Source organism: Phenylobacterium sp. (assembly GCF_044358365.1).
GTDB lineage: Bacteria > Pseudomonadota > Alphaproteobacteria > Caulobacterales > Caulobacteraceae > Phenylobacterium.
Genome location: NZ_JBIKNZ010000027.1, coordinates 22,935 through 40,783 on the forward strand (window position 1 = coordinate 22,935; position 17,849 = coordinate 40,783).

At 65.1% G+C, this 17,849-nt stretch carries 16 protein-coding genes and 1 tRNA gene; 11 read left to right on the forward strand and 6 right to left on the reverse strand.

Features of this window, described 5'->3' with window-relative positions; all coding sequences use genetic code 11:
- Nucleotides 1-27: 27 nt before the first annotated feature.
- From ACIQ3B_RS09440 to lptF, 3 genes are all read right to left on the reverse strand, one after another.
- Nucleotides 28-2,373, reverse strand: coding sequence for an LPS-assembly protein LptD (locus tag ACIQ3B_RS09440; RefSeq protein ID WP_397401905.1), 2,346 nt, complete (start codon nucleotides 2,371-2,373; stop codon nucleotides 28-30).
- A 191-nt stretch (nucleotides 2,374-2,564) separates the two neighbouring features.
- The gene (gene lptG, locus ACIQ3B_RS09445) at nucleotides 2,565-3,668 is read right to left on the reverse strand and encodes an LPS export ABC transporter permease LptG (protein ID WP_397401907.1); all 1,104 of its coding nucleotides are present in this window, start codon (nucleotides 3,666-3,668) and stop codon (nucleotides 2,565-2,567) included.
- Nucleotides 3,665-4,807 (reverse strand): LPS export ABC transporter permease LptF, encoded by a 1,143-nt coding sequence (gene lptF / locus ACIQ3B_RS09450; RefSeq protein ID WP_397401908.1) that lies wholly within the window; start codon nucleotides 4,805-4,807, stop codon nucleotides 3,665-3,667. The genes lptG and lptF overlap by 4 nt, the downstream gene beginning before the upstream one ends.
- Before the next feature lie 125 nt (nucleotides 4,808-4,932).
- Between lptF and ACIQ3B_RS09455 the strand changes: the two genes are divergently transcribed.
- Genes ACIQ3B_RS09455 through ACIQ3B_RS09470 form a run of 4 tightly spaced genes read left to right on the forward strand, consistent with a single transcriptional unit; the run spans nucleotide 4,933 to nucleotide 7,846 of the window.
- Complete coding sequence (locus tag ACIQ3B_RS09455; protein WP_397401910.1) at nucleotides 4,933-6,381, forward strand: leucyl aminopeptidase; 1,449 nt, start codon at nucleotides 4,933-4,935, stop codon at nucleotides 6,379-6,381.
- Between the two features lie 7 nt (nucleotides 6,382-6,388).
- The gene (locus ACIQ3B_RS09460) at nucleotides 6,389-7,081 is read left to right on the forward strand and encodes a hypothetical protein (RefSeq protein WP_397401912.1); all 693 of its coding nucleotides are present in this window, start codon (nucleotides 6,389-6,391) and stop codon (nucleotides 7,079-7,081) included.
- A complete protein-coding gene (locus tag ACIQ3B_RS09465) occupies nucleotides 7,074-7,535 on the forward strand; it encodes a DNA polymerase III subunit chi (protein ID WP_397401914.1) in 462 nt (153 codons plus the stop codon). The genes ACIQ3B_RS09460 and ACIQ3B_RS09465 overlap by 8 nt, the downstream gene beginning before the upstream one ends.
- On the forward strand, nucleotides 7,532-7,846 hold the full coding sequence (locus ACIQ3B_RS09470) for a hypothetical protein (protein WP_397401916.1): 315 nt from the start codon (nucleotides 7,532-7,534) through the stop codon (nucleotides 7,844-7,846). The genes ACIQ3B_RS09465 and ACIQ3B_RS09470 overlap by 4 nt, the downstream gene beginning before the upstream one ends.
- Here the strand turns inward: ACIQ3B_RS09470 and ACIQ3B_RS09475 are convergent.
- Together ACIQ3B_RS09475 and ACIQ3B_RS09480 are read right to left on the reverse strand one after the other, a co-directional pair.
- A complete protein-coding gene (locus ACIQ3B_RS09475; protein WP_397401918.1) occupies nucleotides 7,843-9,075 on the reverse strand; it encodes a glycosyltransferase in 1,233 nt (410 codons plus the stop codon). The two genes, ACIQ3B_RS09470 and ACIQ3B_RS09475, sit on opposite strands and share 4 nt — an antisense overlap.
- 120 nt (nucleotides 9,076-9,195) lie before the next feature.
- Nucleotides 9,196-9,278: transfer RNA gene (locus ACIQ3B_RS09480), tRNA-Leu, on the reverse strand.
- A gap of 414 nt (nucleotides 9,279-9,692) precedes the next feature.
- On the opposite strand from ACIQ3B_RS09480, the gene tig reads away from it, so the two are divergent.
- From tig to ACIQ3B_RS09500, 4 genes are all read left to right on the forward strand, one after another.
- Entirely contained in the window at nucleotides 9,693-11,051 is a 1,359-nt protein-coding gene (tig, locus tag ACIQ3B_RS09485; RefSeq protein ID WP_397401919.1) for a trigger factor, read from the forward strand.
- A 397-nt stretch (nucleotides 11,052-11,448) separates the two neighbouring features.
- Entirely contained in the window at nucleotides 11,449-11,862 is a 414-nt protein-coding gene (locus ACIQ3B_RS09490; protein WP_397401921.1) for a hypothetical protein, read from the forward strand.
- A gap of 112 nt (nucleotides 11,863-11,974) precedes the next feature.
- Nucleotides 11,975-12,223, forward strand: a complete 249-nt coding sequence (locus tag ACIQ3B_RS09495) for a type II toxin-antitoxin system Phd/YefM family antitoxin (RefSeq protein WP_397401923.1) — start codon at nucleotides 11,975-11,977, stop codon at nucleotides 12,221-12,223.
- A 7-nt stretch (nucleotides 12,224-12,230) separates the two neighbouring features.
- Nucleotides 12,231-12,515: a type II toxin-antitoxin system RelE/ParE family toxin gene (locus tag ACIQ3B_RS09500; protein WP_397401925.1), complete on the forward strand. Its 285-nt coding sequence runs from the start codon at nucleotides 12,231-12,233 to the stop codon at nucleotides 12,513-12,515.
- A 48-nt stretch (nucleotides 12,516-12,563) separates the two neighbouring features.
- Here the strand turns inward: ACIQ3B_RS09500 and ACIQ3B_RS09505 are convergent, their stop codons facing one another.
- Entirely contained in the window at nucleotides 12,564-12,740 is a 177-nt protein-coding gene (locus tag ACIQ3B_RS09505) for a hypothetical protein (protein WP_397401927.1), read from the reverse strand.
- A gap of 302 nt (nucleotides 12,741-13,042) precedes the next feature.
- Between ACIQ3B_RS09505 and ACIQ3B_RS09510 the strand changes: the two genes are divergently transcribed.
- Genes ACIQ3B_RS09510 through ACIQ3B_RS09520 form a run of 3 tightly spaced genes read left to right on the forward strand, consistent with a single transcriptional unit; the run spans nucleotide 13,043 to nucleotide 17,707 of the window.
- Complete coding sequence (locus ACIQ3B_RS09510; protein ID WP_397401929.1) at nucleotides 13,043-14,821, forward strand: FAD-dependent oxidoreductase; 1,779 nt, start codon at nucleotides 13,043-13,045, stop codon at nucleotides 14,819-14,821.
- Nucleotides 14,814-16,655 carry a 2-oxoacid:acceptor oxidoreductase subunit alpha gene (locus tag ACIQ3B_RS09515; protein ID WP_397401931.1) on the forward strand — a complete coding sequence of 614 codons (1,842 nt, stop codon included), beginning with the start codon at nucleotides 14,814-14,816 and terminating at the stop codon, nucleotides 16,653-16,655. The genes ACIQ3B_RS09510 and ACIQ3B_RS09515 overlap by 8 nt, the downstream gene beginning before the upstream one ends.
- Nucleotides 16,652-17,707, forward strand: coding sequence for a 2-oxoacid:ferredoxin oxidoreductase subunit beta (locus ACIQ3B_RS09520; RefSeq protein WP_397401933.1), 1,056 nt, complete (start codon nucleotides 16,652-16,654; stop codon nucleotides 17,705-17,707). Before ACIQ3B_RS09515 ends, ACIQ3B_RS09520 begins: the two co-directional genes overlap by 4 nt.
- Nucleotides 17,708-17,849 lie beyond the last annotated feature (142 nt).

Here is a 17,849-nt window from a genome sequence, read left to right on the forward strand (position 1 = left end):
TCGTACGACCGGACTGCGGTCCTTAGTCTATCTACCATTGAATGAGCCGCCCAATGTGGCGAGCGTTAGGCGCACCGATACGGTCTCACTGGGCTGCAGGCGGCCAATGATCGTGTCTTCGCGTCGATATATCACGTCAACGCGCAGACAATCGTCGCGATAGAAGACACCGACATCCCGGATTACCCAGGCATCCCGCTTCAGATCCCGATTGCCGTAAAGGCTGACGCCGTAGTTCTTGCCGACGTAAACTTCGCCTCCCAGGTCCAGGTTTTCCCGTTTGGCGCCGTTGATGTCGAAATCGTCGGTGAGATAGCGAACAAAGCCGTTGCCATACTTCAAAGACGCATTGGCGCCCGCTTCCAGGCGCTTGATGTCGAGAGAGTCGCTGCCGAGCCTGGCGCGGCTGAACACCGAAAGGCCGGGAAGCGGCTGGGCGTCGGCTGCGACGACCCAGTCGGAGCTCTTGTTGCGCAGGCCCGAGCGATCCGAAAAGACCGTGTTCTGTTTCGTGCGGAAGCTGCGCCCCAGCATGAAGTTGGCGCGGCGCCCATCATCCCAGAGTACGCCCGCCCGCCCGGCGACATTCACCCGCAGTCCGTCCTCATAGAGGTCGTACCCCGGGAATTTGTTCGGACGGAAGAGCGTGGTCTCGTCGAACTCGAAGGCGACGCTGTCCTCGTTCAGATAAATCGGCGCGCCCCTGGCGGTTCGGCCGATGACCACCTGCTTGGAATCGGGGGACGCCACAACCTGCAATAGCGGCTCGAGGATCAGCGTCGAGTCCTTGGTGCGCTTGAAGAGCGGATAGGTGATGTCGGCGCCGCCTGTCGCCAGCGCGCGACCCATGGTCTCGTTCCGGGTCGCCGAGCCGACGCCGGTGAGAATATCGTGGATCTGGTAGGCGTCGGAGCGAACGCTGAGGAATGGCTCCACCCTGAGGCCAGCCGCCGAGGTGAAGGCGCGGCGCCAGTCCAGTTCCCCGGTGATCCGGGCGCTGTCCAGACCGGGCAGACGCACCGCCAGATTGGTCTGTGATTGCTCGCGGGCCAGGACCACGGCGCTCGTATGGACACGTAGCCTGCCGCCAAGAATACTGCCGGCGGGCTCATAGTGCCCCTCAATCAGGGGGCCAATGACCGGGAAGACGCGGTCGTTCTCACCCGAGCTGAACCCGAGCACCGTGTCGAAACTAGCTGGCCGCAACCCCTGCAGGGTGATTGCCGCCGCCGAGAAGTAGGATTTCTGATCCTGACGGATCGCGTAGATCTGCGAGATCAGGCGTCGGTCGTCGGCGACATAAGGGCCGCGGCTCTCATAGACCTTGCTGATCTCATACTTGTCGAAAATCAGATCGTCGGAAGTGCGCTCCGCCGTGAAGCCCCACCGCCATTTATCATTCAGCTGGAAAGCGCCGCGGCCGAGGATGTAGCTGCGATCTCCCTTGCGGCCGAACTCGTTGCCCTTGCCGTCGAAGTCGCGTTCGTTGGTGTAGCCAAACCGGACAGCGACCTCTCCGGAGTAGAAGCGCTTGCGGATCTCGCCGTTAAGAAAGGGCGCGACCTTGGTGTTGATCTGGGGGCTGATCGTCAGGTCGAGCGAGGGCGAGATCGCCCAGTAGTAAGGCTGCTCGTAGGAGATGCCCCGGCGGTCGGAGGCCGAGGCCTTGGGCACCAGAAATCCGGAGTTTCTCGGCGATTCCGGATCCGCATGCCAGAATAGCGGCAGGTAGCCCACCGAAACGCCAAACAGGCGGAAACGCGCGTTCTTATAATAGACAATCCGGCGTTTCTTGTCGCGGACCACATGGTCGGCGGCGATCGACCAGGTCGGTGTCCTGGCCGTGCCGTCTGGCGCGCAGACCTCGCACGGGGTGTAGATCGCCTTGTTGAGTTCCTGAAAATCGTCGCTGCGCTTGGCGGCGCTGGCGGCGGCGATCTTGACGTTCTCCTGCAGCCGCATGGAGAAGCCCAGCGCGACGCCGGCGGCCATATTCTCGTCCAGCACGATCTCGCTGGCGTATTCCGACGTGCCATCCGGGTTCACGATCGCGATGTTGCCGAACGCTCGGATGACACCGGTCTTGTCGTCGTACACCAACCGGTCAGCGCGCAGGGTTCGACCGTTGTAGCGCACCTCGATATTGCCGGTGGCCGTTGTCCGGCTATCGGTGTCGTTACGGACGACCTCATCGGCCTCCATGTACATTTCGTCGCTCTGCAAACCGTCGGCATTGACCGCGTCGGCGGCTTTAAGCTTTGTGACGGCGCGTTCCTGAGCCTGGGCGTTGGCCGAACAGAGGATCGCCATCGCGACGCCCGCCAGAAGGGCCCGTTTACCAGCCGATTGCGGCGTTCTCCGACGGGAACTCATCAAGCCTCTCGATTCTTGGCGCACCGCGCGTGTCTTAGTCTTTAGGCCCGGGTTGCATAGAGCGCATCACGGGATTGTGGAAATGGGATGATAGTGGGCCGACGAATCTGGAGCCCTCCATTTTCAGGAAACGTTGTCGGGAACAAGGTGATCGCGGCCTGGAAACCGCCGCCGCCAGCGCGCCGCCCGCCTCACCCGTCCTCGGTGTAGCAAAGCAGGGTAATGCCGGAGAGCAGGGCCACCACTGCCGGCGCCCAGGCGGCGGCGAAGAGGGGGACGATGTCCGCGCGGGCGAGAGCTCCGGCGAACTGGTTGAAGAAGAACATGACGAAGCCGAGCGCCACACCCACCCCGGCAATCCCGGCGAGGCCGCCGAGGCGCGTAAGGCGAAGCGAAAACGCCGCTGCCAGAACCGTCATCGCGGCGAACAGCAGGGGGGTGGCCAGGAGCTGCTGGAACCGGAGTTCGTAGCCAGACCCTGAGAATCCGGCCTGTTCTGTCAGCCGTATCGCCGTAGGAAGTCGCCAGAACGGAATGGTTTCCGGTGAAGCCAGGCTCTCCATGGCCGCCTCGGCGTCAAGGGTCGACTTCAGGGTCAGGGTTTCCGAGCGCATGGAGGAGGCGCCCGCGGTCGCCTCACGCACATTCTTCAGGCTCCAGAACCCCTGCAACAAGGTCGCTTCAGAGGCCTCCAGGCGGCGGCGAAACGCGGGAATGCCGCGATCGTTCTTCTCATAGATGAAGAGAGACACGCCCCGGAACGTCACCGCGCCTTGCCGGCTGTCGCGGTCGCGCGCATGGATGACGATCTGCGTGGTCTCGTCGCCTTGCCGCAGCCAGATGTCGCGTGGCTGGTCGCCCAGATAGTTTTCCATCACCTGCTCGCGCCGGACCTCGAACCGGGCGTTCAGGTTCGCCGCCATGGGGTTCAGCGCGCCAACACAGAGCACGCCCAGCAACAGGGCGCAGATGGCGCTGGGAAGAATGAACCGCCAGGCGGAAACCCCCGCAGCCCGCATCGCCACCAGTTCGCTGCGCCGGTTCAATCCGACGAAGGCGATCATGCCGCCCCCCAGGAAGCAGAAGGGCAGCAGAATCTGCACGAGCGACGGAACGCGCAGCAGAGTGAGTTCGAAGATGCTGACGGCGCTCACCTCGACGCGGGTGCCGACCTGGCTGGAGAGCTCCACGAACTGGATCAGCACCACCACCGCCGTGATGACCGCCAGGGCTGCGATGACCCCCAGCAGCATCTGGCCGATCACATAACGTTCAACCCTACCGAAGCCCGTCATGTTCGGCCTCTGGCGGCGAGATCACTCGGCGGGGCCCGGCCGATCGCGATCTGTCGGTCGACTTTCTGGCGGAAGATCGTTGCCAGGGCGAACCCTGTTGCCCCGAGCGGCACGGCGTACTGCAGGCTGTTCAGCCAGGCGTTGTCCTCGCTGGCCGACAGCGCCAGGAATCCGATCAGCCGGACCAGGGCGGCGATGGACGCGATCCCGGCGATGCGTCGCCCGTACCCCATGCGCGAGAAGCCGCCGCCGATGATGGCTGACAGGGCGAGCGCCATGAAGGCGATATTATAGAGCGGGGTCGCGATCCGGGCATGGCCCTGGGCCAGCAGATCCAGGCGGTTCCGGCGTTCCCAGTCCTGCTGCAGATCGGGGAAGAACAGCTCGTGCATCCACCGATCCGACGGCTTGTAGTGAATCAGCTCATCGGAATTCGAGAGGGGGCTTAGATCGTAGGTGTAGCTCTCGAAGCTGAGGAAGTTGAGCACGCCGCGCCCGGAAATCTCCTGGTTGGATCCGTTCTGCAGGATCAGGACCGGGCGACCTTGCGCGCGTGCGATTCGACCCTTTTCGGCCGTGTAGGTGGTGTCCGAGCCGTCGGGCTTCACCTGATGGATAAACAGGTTCACCAGGTTCCCGTCGCTGTCGACGCTCTGGGCGTAGACGGTGAGGCCAGGTGCGGGCTGCGAGAATTCCCCTTCCCGGACGAGGGTGGCGGCCAGATCGGTCCGTACGTTGAAGAGCTCGGCGCGCAGGGCCCGGAACGAGGCGGGCTGGACGAAGATGTTGATCAGCAGGGCCATGAACGCGATCGTGCAGGCCAGCCGCATGGCCGGAGAGATCACCTGCCAGCGACTCATCCCGCCCGAGAAGCAGACGACAATCTCTTGCTCGATATGCAAGCGGTTCAGCGCCACCAGCGCCGCGACGAACACCGCGATCGGCAACACCAGATTGATCAGCTGCGGCATGTAGAGCAGCGTGATCTTCAGAAAGACCAGCGCGCTCTGTCGCTGGTTCACGATGAGGTCCAGTCCAGCCAGACTCTGGCTCAGCAGGGCGACAGCCGTGAGCGCGAGCGTGGCCAGGACCACGGGGCCAAGAAGCTGACGAAGAAGATACCGATCAATCAAGCGCATCGTATTAAAAACGGCTAGCTCCGAGATTTTGACGCGCCCCGGCTGCGGACCTGTTCTAAACCATGCGTCGCGGCCCCGCACAACCGGACGTGGGCGCATCATGCAGGCTGGAAGAGAGAATACGAATGGACATTCAGTTTGTCGCGGCCGATGCGGCGCTGGCGGCCAATGCGGCTGTCGCCCGGATCGTCTTTGAGGGTGACACCTATACTGGCCCGCTGGCTCAGGCGGTCGCCGCCAGCCGATTCACCGGCGCCAAGGGGCAGACCCTCGACATTCTGGCCCCTCAGGGCGAGGCGGCGGCGCGGCTGGTGCTGGTGGGCGCCGGCAAACGTGACGGGTTCAACGCCCTTGGCGCGGAGCACGCGGCTGCGACGGGCTACAATCAGGTCAAGCTCTCGGGCCTCACAGTGCTGAGGGTCGAGGTTTCCGGCGACGCGGAGTTGGCCGCTCATGCTGCCCTGGGCCTTCGCCTGGCCGGCTACCGGTTCGACAAGTACCGGACGAAGGAAAAGGCCGAAAAGAAGCCCTCGATCGTCAAGGCCGAGGTCGCGACCAACACGGCTGACGCCGCCCTGGCTGCGTTCGGGCCGCTTTCGGCGCTGGCCGACGGGATCAGCTTCACCCGCGATCTGGTGTCCGAGCCGCCGAACGTGCTGTTCCCAGCCGAGTTCGCAGCGCGGGTCAAGGCTCTGGAGAGCCTGGGCCTGGAGGTCGAGATTCTGGGTGAGCCCGAGATGACCGAGCTGGGCATGGGATCCCTGCTGGCCGTCGGGCAGGGCAGCATTCGCGAGAGCCGCCTGGCGATCATCAAGTGGTACGGCGCCGACGACAAGTCCGCCCAGCCGGTAGCCTTTGTCGGCAAGGGCGTGTGCTTCGACACCGGCGGCATCTCGATCAAGCCCGCCGAAAACATGGAAGACATGAAATGGGATATGGGCGGCGCCGGCGCCGTTTCAGGTCTCATGCACACCCTGGCCGGCCGCAAGGCCAAGGTGAACGCCATCGGTATTCTGGGCCTGGTGGAGAACATGCCAGACGGCAACGCCTATCGCCCGGGCGATGTGCTGACCAGCATGTCGGGCCAGACCATCGAGGTGGTCAACACCGACGCGGAGGGCCGTCTCGTGCTGGCCGATGCGCTCTGGTACTGCCAGGACCGCTTCAAGCCGAAATTCATGGTGGATCTGGCGACCCTGACCGGAGCGATCATCATCGCGCTGGGCAATGACTATGCCGGCTGCTTCTCCAACAATGACGAGCTGAGCGCCAATCTGCTGGCGGCGGCGACGGCGGAGAACGAGGGGCTGTGGCGCATGCCTCTGCCCGAGGCCTACAACAAGCAGATCGACTCCATGATCGCCGACATGAAAAACACCGGCGGGCGGCCCGGTGGCTCGATCACCGCGGCGCTGTTCCTGCAGCGCTATGTGAACGGCCTGCCCTGGGCGCATCTGGACATCGCGTCCACGGCCTGGAGCAAGCCGTCGTCCGCCCCCACCAGCCCGGACGGCGCCACCGGCTATGGCGTGCGCCTGCTCAATAGAATGGTCCAGGACCGGTACGAGGGCTGATACCGCCGTGCCCACGCCCCTTGCTTTGTTGCACAGCCCGCTGCTGGGCGACCTGAGCTGGCGTGGCGTGGCGCAGGGTCTGCGGGCGCGCGGCCGGGAGGTCACGGCTCCGGCCTGGCCGAAACTGGGCGATCTGGGCGGCGATTTCTATCGCAGTCTGGCGCTGGGCATGGCTGCCGAGCTGGGTGACACGCCGACCATCGCGGTGCTGCACAGTGGGGCAGGGGCCTTGGCGCCGGCGCTGGAGGCGGCGTCCGGCGCCGTTCAGGGCTTCATTTTCGTGGACGCCATCCTGCCGCACCCCGGGCGCAGCTGGTTCGACACAGCGCCGCCCCCGTTGGCCCAGAGCCTGCGTGGCGGCGCCGAGTTCGGGATGCTGCCGGCCTGGGACGCCTGGTGGCCGCCTGGGGCGCTGCAACGCCTGTTGCCGGACGAGAGCATACGCGAGGCGCTGACGTCGGAACTGGAGCCCTTGCCGCTGGCCTACTTTGAGGAGGCGGCGCCTGACATCCAGATCTCGCGGCCTGCGGCCTATCTTCAATTGAGCGGCGCCTATGACGAGGAAGGCCGTCTGGCGACGCGGCAGGGCTGGCCCCTCGTGCGCCTGCCGATGCACCATCTGGCGATGCTGACCCATGTGGAGGCGGTGGCCACGGCGATCGAGGGCCTGGCCGGGCGACTGGAGCCGCGCCTTGGCTGACGCAGGCGTTTGCGAGGTCTGGTTCTATCACCTGGAGCAGACCGGGCTGGATCAGGCGCTGCCCGAGCTTCTGGAAAAGACCCTGCAGAAGGGCTGGAAAGCCGTGGTCCGCACCGTAACGCCTGCGCGAATCGACCATTTCGACGGCTGGCTCTGGAGCTATCGCGACGACAGCTTCCTGCCGCATGCCCCGGTTGAAGAGCCAGACCCGGCGCGTCAGCCCATCCTGCTGACCGCAGGAGAGGAGCGGCCCAATGCGGCCGAGGCGCTGTTTCTGGTGGATGGCGCCGAGCCCGGCGATCTTTCTGCATACCAGCGCTGCGTGGTGCTGTTCGACGGCGCGGATGAGGCGCAACTCCAGATCGCGCGGGGACAGTGGAAGTCCATTCAGGCGCGCGGCCTTCCGGCGACCTACTGGCGGCAGGGGGCGCGGGGTTGGGAAAAGCAGGGATGAGAGGCCTTGCGGCTGTGGCGTTGATGGCGACCCTGAGCGCCTGCTCGACCCCGCCGGCCCCCGCCCCGACGCCGGTCGCTATCGCTGCGAAGCGGGCGCCGACCGTGGCTGCGGCGCTGGACACCTGCGGGGCTGCAGAGTTGCAGCACCTTGTGGGCCGACCACGCACAGAGGTTCCGGTGCCGATCCGGCCTGAATACCACCGGGTGACCTGCGCGACCTGTCCGGTGGCGACCGACGCGGACGAGACCCGCCTCAACTTCATCTTCGACGGGGCGACGGGGCTGATCATCGCCGTGAGGTGCGGCTAGGCGGCGGGGATTGAGAGGCCCTGTTCAGCGAGCAGGGCGAGCCAGGCGGCGCGTCCACTGGCCGCGCTGAACCGCTCCACGGCCGTCCGCCGCGCGGCCAGTCGCATCGCCATGGACCCTGCCGGATTCTGGCAGGCGTCGATCAGGGCCCCGGAGAGCCTAGCCACATCAAAGAACGGCAGCAGGCGCCCGTCCACGCCGTCGGTGATGGCGTCGTGCAACGGCGCTGTGTCCGAGCCGATCACGTAACAGCCAGCCGCCATCGCCTCGACCAGCGACCAGGAAAGCACGAAGGGGTAGCTGTAGTAGACGTGGGCGGCTCCGAGGCGCAGGGCCTGAAGCATGCGCGCGTGCGGCAGGGCGCCCAGGAAGTGAACCCGTGCCGGGTCGTAATCCACGCCCTCGAAACAGACGTCCCTCCAGGTTTTCCCCTCCGGCGGATTGCCGCCATAGGCGCGACGACCGGGATTTCCGATCAGCAGAACCTGGGCGTCCGGGACCTCCGCCAGCAGCCGGGGCAGGGCGCGGGCGACGATGTGCAGGCCGCGCAGGGGCTCCATGGCGTTGTTGACGTGGGTGATGACCGGCGTTCCCGGCAGGATGAGCCGCCCGTCGGGCAGGTCGAAGGGCTCCGGTGGCCCGGGGCGGATCGCCTCGACGTCGACGCCTTCATGGATCACCCGGGCGCGGTGCCGGAACGCGGGAGGCAGCGATTCAGCCTGAAATCGGGTAGGGGCCACGATGGCGTCCGCCTCGCTGTAGGTCAGCGACATGATCGCGTTCTTGGCCTTGGTCCGGAACGGCGCCTCGGCGTCCAGCGGAATGAACTCGGTGTCGAAGCCGACGTCATAACCGTGGGCGTGGTAGAAGAACTCGGCGAAAGCCACCTGCCGGGCGTTCGGAAAGACCTCCTTGAGGAACACCATCTCGCCCCACCCGGGGTGGCCCACGATCACGGCCGGGTCCCAGCCCTCCGAGGCCAGCAGCCGTGCCGCCTCCAGCGCGCTACGGCCCCGGATCAGGTCAGCCTCGGCGCGCACGGCGAGCGGATAGACATCCTTGCCCGTCCCGCGCGGCAGGTTGTAGCGCACCAGCCGCACGCCCTCCAGACCGCCGGAGTGGCCCTGTCCCACCGCGCAACATGGCACGCCGCGCGCCATCAGCGTGCGCGCCAGATCCCGGAACTGGCCCGGGAAATTGTTGTGAACGAAGAGAACCCCGCTGGGCATGGAGCGGCTTTAGCGCGGCGGTGCAGGCCGTGTCACCCGGCTGCTTTACCTCCCGCTGCTTCGCGGGGAGGTAAAGGCGCGCATGAAACTTGAGTCACAGCGTGCCCTGCACGTAAAGAATGGTGCGGCTGGAGGGACTCGAACCCCCACGGTTTCCCGCTGGTACCTAAAACCAGTGCGTCTACCAATTCCGCCACAGCCGCAGCGGTGTTGCCCATCGCAGGGCCACAGGCGCCGCGTCAAGGGGTAGGGGGTTTGCCTTTCTTCTCCTCTCCCCCGGCGAAGCCGAGAGGGAGAGGGTTGGGAGAGGGCTGGCTCGTGAAAATGTGATCCGCCGATGGGACGGCGAGGATGCAGGGCGGAGACGCTCATGGGCCTTCGCCATCACATCAGAGTTGCCCAGCCGGCCCTCTCCCAACCCTCTCCCTCTCGTCGTCCTCGCAAACGCGAGGCCGCGGGAAAGAGGAAGCAACGCGCGGTCAAGGGGCAGGGGGCTTGGACGCGCCTTCGGGTCGTGACATAAGAGCGCCCGCGCGCCGCCGGACCCTGTTCGGCGGCCCTTCCCGTTTGTCGTGTGGCGCCGTTTTGCGCCGGGCTCTGAGAATTCGAGAATGTCGATGCAAATCGTTGAAAAGTCTGGTGAAGGCCTTAGCCGGGTCTACGGTGTGACCGTCCCGATGGCGGACCTGGGCGAACGTCTGGACGCCCGGATCAAGGAAATCACCCCGACGCTCAACATCAAGGGTTTCCGTCCCGGCAAGGTGCCGCAGGCCCATGTTCGCCGCCTCTACGGCAAGGCGCTGATGAGCGAAGTGGTGCAGGCCACGCTCACCGAAACCACCCAGAAGGTGCTGACCGACAACAATCTGCGCCCCGCCGGCGAGCCGGACCTGACGCCCGACGGCGACATCGAGGCGGTGATGGACGGCAAGGCCGATCTCGCCTTCAACCTGGCCATCGATATCATGCCCGACTTCCAGCCGGTGGATGCGTCGACCCTGTCGCTGACCAAGCCGGTTTATGTTCCGACCGAAAAGGAAGTCGACGAGGCGGTGGCCGAGCTGGCCAAGCAGAACCGCACCTACGAGCCGCGCACCGGCAAGACCGTGAAGGCCAAGGATGGCGACCAGCTGCTCATCGACTTCCTGGGCCGGGTGGACGGCGTGGCCTTCGACGGCGGCACGGCCAACGATGTGGAGCTGGTGCTGGGCTCCAACCAGTTCATCCCCGGCTTCGAGGCGCAACTGGTCGGCGCCAAGGTCGACGCCGAAATCACCGTGAAGGTGACTTTCCCCGAGGACTATCAGTCGAAGGAACTGGCCGGCAAAGCCGCCGAGTTCGAAACGAAGGTCAAGGAAGTGCGCGCGCCGGTGGATTCGCCCGCCGATGACGCCTTCGCCGAGCGCCTCGGCATCGAAAACCTCGAGAAGCTGAGGGAACTGATCAAGGGCAATCTGGAAGGCCAGTACGCCGACGCCTCCCGCTTCAAGCTGAAGCGCGCCCTGCTGGACGTGCTGGACTCCAAGCACGATTTCCCGCTGCCCCCCAAGATGGTCGAGGCCGAATTCGCCTCCATCTGGGATCAGGTGCAGCAGGACAAGGAATCGGGCGGCCTGCCCGCGGAAGACGCCGAGAAGACCGACGATCAACTGCAGAAGGAATACCGCAAGATCGCCGAGCGCCGCGTGCGCCTGGGCCTGATCCTGGCCGAGATCGGCCGCGCCAACAACGTGCAGGTGACCGAGCAGGAACTGAACGAGGCGATCCGTCGCGAAGCCATGAAGTACGGCCCGCAGGCCCAGGAGGTCTTCAATCTCCTCCGCGAAAACCAGAACGCCCAGGCGCAACTCCGCGCCCCGATCTTCGAGGACAAGGTCGTCGACCTGATCGTCGCCCAGGCGAAGGTCAAGGAAAAGGAGGTCTCCAAGGACGAGCTGATGAAGGAAGACGATCTACCGGCGGGCTACGCCGAGTAGAGAGTTTTCTTCCGCTCGTTTCAAGCGGGACGCTCATCCCGGCGAATGCCGGGAGGTGGACCGCCTCGCTCGCCGCAGCCACCGATGGCGTCTCCGTGTCCCGTTTCCGGTTCCAGAGAAACATGTTGGGGTTTTATCTTGGTGATCTAACCGGATACCGTTTATCCTGCCCTTATGCCGGAGTGAGGACGCTCAGGTTGTTACCTTGAGCTCTGCTCTTCTCAGAATTCTAAAACCCAGAGGATATGTTGTGGTGCGTTTGAACACACTAATGGTAGCGGCGACCCTGGTATTGGCTGGGTTCACCCTGACTGCTTGTGCGTCGGGCGCTCGCTCAACGCAGATGATCGCCACGGGGTTGGGCAGTACGTCTCTTAAGCCAGGACAGACGGGCTATATGTCGATGGCCTTGGCGCCCACGACAGGAGGCTCGTCGACCAATCCTCTATGGATGTCGAACGTCTCCAGCGAGGAGTTTGGCAGCGCACTGCGCTCCTCACTGGAGCTGGCGGGCATGCTCGCGCCGGTTGAAGCGGACGCAAAGTATCGCGTCACGGCACAGCTGCTGAACTTGGATCGGCCTTTGGCGGGGCTTGATCTTACCGTGGAGTCCCGGGTGCAATACAAAGTGGTGGAAACAAACAGCGGCCAAGCGGTGTTTGATAAGCCTGTCGCCGCTAAGGGAACGGCAAAGTTAGGCGACGCCTTGATAGCTGTTGAACGGTTGCGCCTTGCAAACGAGGCCTCTGTCAAAGCGAACATCGAGACTTTCATACAACGCTTCCAAGCCGTACTGCGTGGAGAACCTTAAGCGGGAAAGTTGGGACACGTACCACTTCTGGACCGTTCGTTCAGAACAGAGCTCCCCGCGACCTGAGCCCCAGACCCTTGACATGACCTGTCCAGAGACCCAATAAAAGGTCATGATCGATCAGCTTCTGGCCGGATCCGGCGTCAGCATTTCGGACCTCAAAAAGAACCCCACTGCCGTGATCGAGGCGGCGGGCGGTTTTCCGGTGGCGGTGCTCAATCGTAACACCCCGGCGGCCTATCTGGTGCCGGCCAAGGCGTGGGAAGAGCTGATGGATCGCCTGGAGGACATCGAGCTGGCGGAGCTGGTTCGGGCCCGAGCCGGCGAGACACCCGTTCGCGTAACGCTCGACGAGCTGTAGGACCCAGGTGGTCTACAGTCTCGAATTCCTGCCTAGTGCACTCAAGGAATGGCGCGCGCTCGGCGGCAATGTCCGGGATCAATTCAAGAAGAAGCTACAGGAACGCCTGCAGTCGCCACATGTGCCCGCATCCAGGCTCAGTGGCATGCCGGACTGCTACAAGATCAAGTTGCGTGCGGCGGGTTATCGGCTGGTCTATCGGGTCGATGATGCCGTGGTGACGGTTGTCGTGGTCGCCGTCGGACGGCGGGACCGGAACCTGGTTTACAAGGTCGCGGCTGGACGGACGTAGCAGCCCCGACGCAACCTGACGCGCTTACGACTTTGGCGGAAAACGCCCCTACATCGACCGCAAATGCTTCAGCAGCTCGGCGTTCTCCACCTGGGCGCGGCGCTCGTTGATGGCGCGGTGCAGGTCGAGGGTTTCGTTGGGGTCGAGGGGGAGCAGGCTGGAGCTCACGCGTGACTCATAGGTCGGCGGTGTGGTCTCGTTCAGGTTCTCGATCGGCAGTTCCATGTGTCGGTCTCCCCCTTATCGCGCATGCGCGAAGCTTCCCCGATCATTAAGATATCATTTACCGGCTGCGGGCGGCAATGGGCTTCGTGGCGTTCACGGGCCTGGCCGGATCACAGTCTGGTGTGCACGTTCATGCCTCTGAGAGCGAAAACTGGTGAACCTTGATCAGGAAACGGTTGGCTTCGGGCGTGACGCCGCCATAATCTGAATTGTTAACGCCGCGTCGGGGCTGCGGAGCCAGGTCTGCAAGGGCAGGGGCTCCCCGTTTCCGGGAGTAGAGCGTTGCCGGAAGGAAACGGGTTTTGCAGACCAGGAATGAGACCGACTACTTTCACAAGGTTGTCGATTGCCAGTGGGCCTGTCCGGCCCACACCCCGGTGCCGGAGTACATTCGTCTGATCGCTGACGGCCGCTACGCCGACGCCTATATGATCAACTGGAAGTCCAATGTCTTTCCCGGCGTGCTGGGGCGGACGTGCGATCGCCCTTGCGAGCCGGCGTGCCGCCGTGTGCGGGTGGAGGATGAGCCCGTCGCCATCTGCCGCCTCAAGCGCGTGGCCGCAGACAACAAGGGCGACGTCACGGCCCGCATGCCGCCGCCGGCCGCGGCGCGCAACGGCAAGCGCGTGGCGCTGGTGGGCTGCGGCCCTGCCTCGCTCACCGTGGCGCGCGACCTGGCGCCCCTGGGCTACGACCTTACGATCTTTGACGGCGACACCCGCTCGGCGGGCATGATCCGTAGCCAGATCCCCCGCTTCCGCCTGCCGGAAGAGGTGATCGACGAGGAAGTCGGCTTCATCACCGGCCTGGGCGGCATCGACATGCGGCTGGGCCAGCGGGTGGACAGCCTGAAGGGGCTGCTGAGCGAGGGTTATGACGCGGTGTTCGTCGGCTCCGGCGCGCCGCGCGGTCGCGATCTGGACCTGCCCGGTCGCAAGGAAGCCGCCGCCAACATCCACATCGGCATCGACTGGCTGGCCTCGGTCTCGTTCGGCCACATCGAGACGATCGGCAAGCGCGTGATCGTCTTGGGCGGCGGCAATACGGCCATGGACTGCTGCCGGTCCTCGCGCCGGATGGGCGGCGAGCACGTCCGGGTCATCGTCCGTTCGGGCTTCGAGGAGATGAAGGCCTCGCCCTGGGAAAAAGAAGACGCGATGCACGAGGACATTCCGATCCTCAACTTCCGCGTCCCCAAGGCGTTCACCCACGAAAACGGCAAGCTCACCGGCGTGCTGTTTGAAGTCGTGGAGTGGGGGCTCGATGGGCGCGGGCGCAAGGCCCTGGTCCCCTCCGGCCAGCCCGACGAACACTATGATTGCGACGACGTACTGGTGGCCGTCGGCCAGGAGAACGCCTTCCCCTGGATCGAAACCGACATCGGCCTCGAGTTCGACGAATGGCACATGCCCAAGGTGGATCAGGCCTCGTTCCAGTCCACCCTGCCCAGCGTCTTCTTCGGCGGCGATGCGGCGTTCGGGCCCAAGAACATCATCTGGGCCGTGGCCCACGGCCATGACGCCGCGGTCTCGATCCACAAGTTCTGCCGGGGCGACGATGTTTCGGTCCGCCCGCCGCCCGGCGCCACCCTGGTCAGCCAGAAGATGGGTATCCACGAGTGGAGCTACGACAACGACGTCTCCAACGATCATCGCTACCGCGTGCCCATGCGCGACAAGCACGAGGCGCTGAAGGATATCCGGCTGGAGGTGGAGCTGGGCTTCGATCGCGAGCTGGCGCTGGGCGAGGCGCAGCGGTGCCTCAACTGCGACGTCCAGACCGTGTTCGCCGACAAGCTCTGCATCGAGTGCGACGCCTGCGTCGACATCTGCCCGATGGATTGCATCACCTTCACCGAGGACGGCGACGAGGCCGACCTGCGCACCCGCCTGAAAGCGCCGGCCACCAACCTGACCCAGGATCTCTACCTCTCCGGCAAGCTGCCGACGGGCCGGATCATGGCCAAGGACGAGGACGTCTGCCTGCACTGCGGCCTCTGCGCCGAGCGCTGCCCCACCGGCGCCTGGGACATGCAGAAGTTCTTCCTCGAGATGACCCATGCGGAGGGCGTCAATGCCTGAGCAACTCCGCATCAACGACTTCGTCGTCAAGTTCGCCAACGTCAACGGCTCGGGCTCGGCCAGCGCCAACGGCCTGTTCGCCCGCTCTGTCATGCGCATGGGCGTGCCGGTGGCGGCGCGCAACATCTTTCCGTCCAACATCCAGGGCCTGCCCACCTGGTACGAGGTCCGGATCACCGAGGCCGGCCATCTGGGCCGTCGCGGCGGCGTCGACCTGATGGTGGCCATGAACCCCCAGACCTGGGACCGCGACGTCGCCGAAATCGAGAGCGGCGGCTATCTTTTCTACGATTCCACCAAGGCCATCCCCGCCAGTCGCTTCCGCAACGACATCACCGTGATCGGTGTGCCGCTGACGGCCATGTGCAATGAGGCTTACGAACTGCCGCGCGAGCGCCAGCTGTTCAAGAACACCATCTACGTCGGCGCGCTCGCCGCCCTGCTGGGGATCGACATCCAGGCGATCCAGGAGCTGCTGGCCGAGGACTTCGCCGGCAAGGACCGGCTGATCAAGGCCAACGTCGAGGCCCTGGCCATGGGCCACAGCTACGTCCAGACCTACCTCAAGGCCCTGCCGCTGCAGGTGCGCAAGGCCGACGCCGTGGGCGACCGGATCTACGTCGAGGGCAATGAGGCGGCCGCCCTGGGCGCCGTCTACGGCGGGGCCACCGTCTGCGCCTGGTATCCGATCACGCCGTCCACCTCGCTCGCCGAGGCCTTCACCGGATATTGCCAGGATCTGCGGGTCGACCCGGAAACCGGCAAGAACCGCTACGCCATCATCCAGGGCGAGGACGAGATCGCCTCCATCGGCATGGTCATCGGCGCCGGCTGGAACGGCTGCCGCGCCTTTACCGCCACCTCCGGCCCCGGCATCTCGCTGATGACCGAGTTCATCGGCCTGTCCTACTTCGCCGAGATCCCCGCGGTGATCTTCGACGTCCAGCGCGGCGGCCCGTCCACCGGCATGCCCACCCGCACACAGCAGTCCGACCTGCTGGCCGCCGCCTATTCCGGCCACGGCGACACCAAGCACCCGCTGCTGCTGCCCGCCGACCCCGGCGAATGCTTCGAGATGGGCGCGCTGGCCTTCGACCTGTCGGATCGCCTGCAGACCACCATCTTCGTCATGCTGGACCTCGACATCGGCATGAACGAGTGGCTGACCAAGCCCTTCGAATGGGACGACACCCGCAAGCTCGACCGCGGCAAGGTCATGAGCCACGATGATCTGGAGGCCGCCACCCAGGAGTTCGGCCGCTACAAGGATGTGGACGGCGACGGCATCCCCTACCGCACCTATCCCGGCGTCCACCCCACCAAGGGCGGCTACTTCACCCGCGGCACCTCGCGAAACCCCTATGCGCGCTACTCGGAGGAGGGCTCCGTCTACGTCGACAACATGGAGCGCCTGCTGCACAAGTTCGAGACCGCCAAGTCCCTCGTCCCCGCGCCCGTCATCCGCAACGCCGCCGGCAAGACCCGCGACGGCGTGATCTATTACGGCTCCACTTCGCCGGCGATGGACGAGGCGCTGGAGATGCTGGAGGCCAAGGGCCTGCGCCTCGATGCCCTGCGCGTCCGCGGCTTCCCCTTCGCCGACGAGATCTTCGACTTCATCGCCGCCCACTACCGCATCTTCCTGGTGGAACAGAACCGCGACGCCCAGCTCAAGACCCTGATCACCACCGAAGGCGGGGTCGATCCGGGCAAGCTGATATCGGTGCTGCACTACGACGGCACACCCATCACGGCGCGCTTCATCGCCCGTGAAATCGCCAATCGCATGGCGCCCGCCCAATCGGATGCGGGCCGGATCGAGGCTGCGGAATGACCTACATCCTCAAACCCCAGCTGCATCACCCCAAGCTGCCCACCAACAGCCTGGGCTTCACGCGGCGCGACTATGAGGGCTCGGTCTCCACCCTCTGCGCCGGCTGCGGGCATGACAGCATCTCCGCCGCCATCATCCAGGCCTGTTTCGAGCTGGAGCTGCCGCCCCACCGCGTGGCCAAGCTGTCGGGCATCGGCTGCTCGTCCAAGACGCCGGACTACTTCCTGGGCAACTCCCACGGCTTCAACACCGTGCACGGCCGCATGCCCTCGGTGCTCACTGGCGCCAACCTCGCCAACCGCGACCTGATCTACCTCGGCGTCTCCGGCGACGGTGACTCAGCCTCCATTGGCCTCGGCCAGTTCGCCCACGCCATCCGGCGCGGCGTCAACATGCTCTACATCGTGGAGAACAACGGCGTGTACGGCCTCACCAAGGGCCAGTTCTCCGCCACCGCCGACCGCGGCTCGCGCTCCAAGAAGGGCGTCGAGCACCACGACGCCGGCATCGACATGGTCAGCCTGGCGCTACAGATGGGCGCCACCTTCGTCGCCCGCTCATTCTCCGGCGACAAGGACCAGCTCACCCCCCTGATCAAGGCGGGCCTGGCCCACAAGGGCGCCGCCTTCATCGACTGCGTTTCCCCCTGCGTGCAGTTCAACAACCACACCGGCTCCACCAAGAGCTTCGACTATGTGCGCGAGCACAACGAGGCCGTGAACCGTCTTGACGTGATCATGCCGCGCGACCCGATCAAGGTGGACTACAAGCCCGGCGAGACGGTGAAGGTGCAACAGCACGACGGCTCGATCCTCAGCCTCCACAAGCTGGCCGAGCTCTACAACCCCTCCAACCGCGCCCAGGCGCTCGGCTACCTCCAGGCCCGGCAGGCGAGGGGACAGGTCGTCACCGGCCTTCTCTACGTCGACCCGGCGGCGGGCGACCTGCACGACGCGGTGAACACCATCGACACCCCGCTGAACGAACTGAACGAGGCCGAACTGGTCCCGGGCTCGGCGGCGCTGGCGAAGATCAACGCGGCGCTGCGGTAGGGTCCAAACTCAACCCCGCTCATCCCGGCGAATGCCGGGAGGTGGATTCTCGTTTGAAGTGCAACAGGTGCTCGGAGAAGACCTCAACTGGGGTGCGGAAGTCCAGGCATTGTCGCGGGGTGTTGTTGAAGGCGACGACGGC

What these genes read in the sequence shown, in the direction of transcription:
- ACIQ3B_RS09440 (WP_397401905.1), bottom strand. Translation starts at nt 2,373, where the DNA reads ATGAGTTCCCGTCGGAGAACGCCGCAATCGGCTGGTAAACGGGCCCTT.
- lptG (WP_397401907.1), bottom strand. Translation starts at nt 3,668, where the DNA reads ATGACGGGCTTCGGTAGGGTTGAACGTTATGTGATCGGCCAGATGCTG.
- lptF (WP_397401908.1), bottom strand. Translation starts at nt 4,807, where the DNA reads ATGCGCTTGATTGATCGGTATCTTCTTCGTCAGCTTCTTGGCCCCGTG.
- ACIQ3B_RS09455 (WP_397401910.1), top strand. Translation starts at nt 4,933, where the DNA reads ATGGACATTCAGTTTGTCGCGGCCGATGCGGCGCTGGCGGCCAATGCG.
- ACIQ3B_RS09470 (WP_397401916.1), top strand. Translation starts at nt 7,532, where the DNA reads ATGAGAGGCCTTGCGGCTGTGGCGTTGATGGCGACCCTGAGCGCCTGC.
- ACIQ3B_RS09475 (WP_397401918.1), bottom strand. Translation starts at nt 9,075, where the DNA reads ATGCCCAGCGGGGTTCTCTTCGTTCACAACAATTTCCCGGGCCAGTTC.
- tig (WP_397401919.1), top strand. Translation starts at nt 9,693, where the DNA reads ATGCAAATCGTTGAAAAGTCTGGTGAAGGCCTTAGCCGGGTCTACGGT.
- ACIQ3B_RS09490 (WP_397401921.1), top strand. Translation starts at nt 11,449, where the DNA reads ATGTCGATGGCCTTGGCGCCCACGACAGGAGGCTCGTCGACCAATCCT.
- ACIQ3B_RS09495 (WP_397401923.1), top strand. Translation starts at nt 11,975, where the DNA reads ATGATCGATCAGCTTCTGGCCGGATCCGGCGTCAGCATTTCGGACCTC.
- ACIQ3B_RS09505 (WP_397401927.1), bottom strand. Translation starts at nt 12,740, where the DNA reads ATGGAACTGCCGATCGAGAACCTGAACGAGACCACACCGCCGACCTAT.
- ACIQ3B_RS09515 (WP_397401931.1), top strand. Translation starts at nt 14,814, where the DNA reads ATGCCTGAGCAACTCCGCATCAACGACTTCGTCGTCAAGTTCGCCAAC.
- ACIQ3B_RS09520 (WP_397401933.1), top strand. Translation starts at nt 16,652, where the DNA reads ATGACCTACATCCTCAAACCCCAGCTGCATCACCCCAAGCTGCCCACC.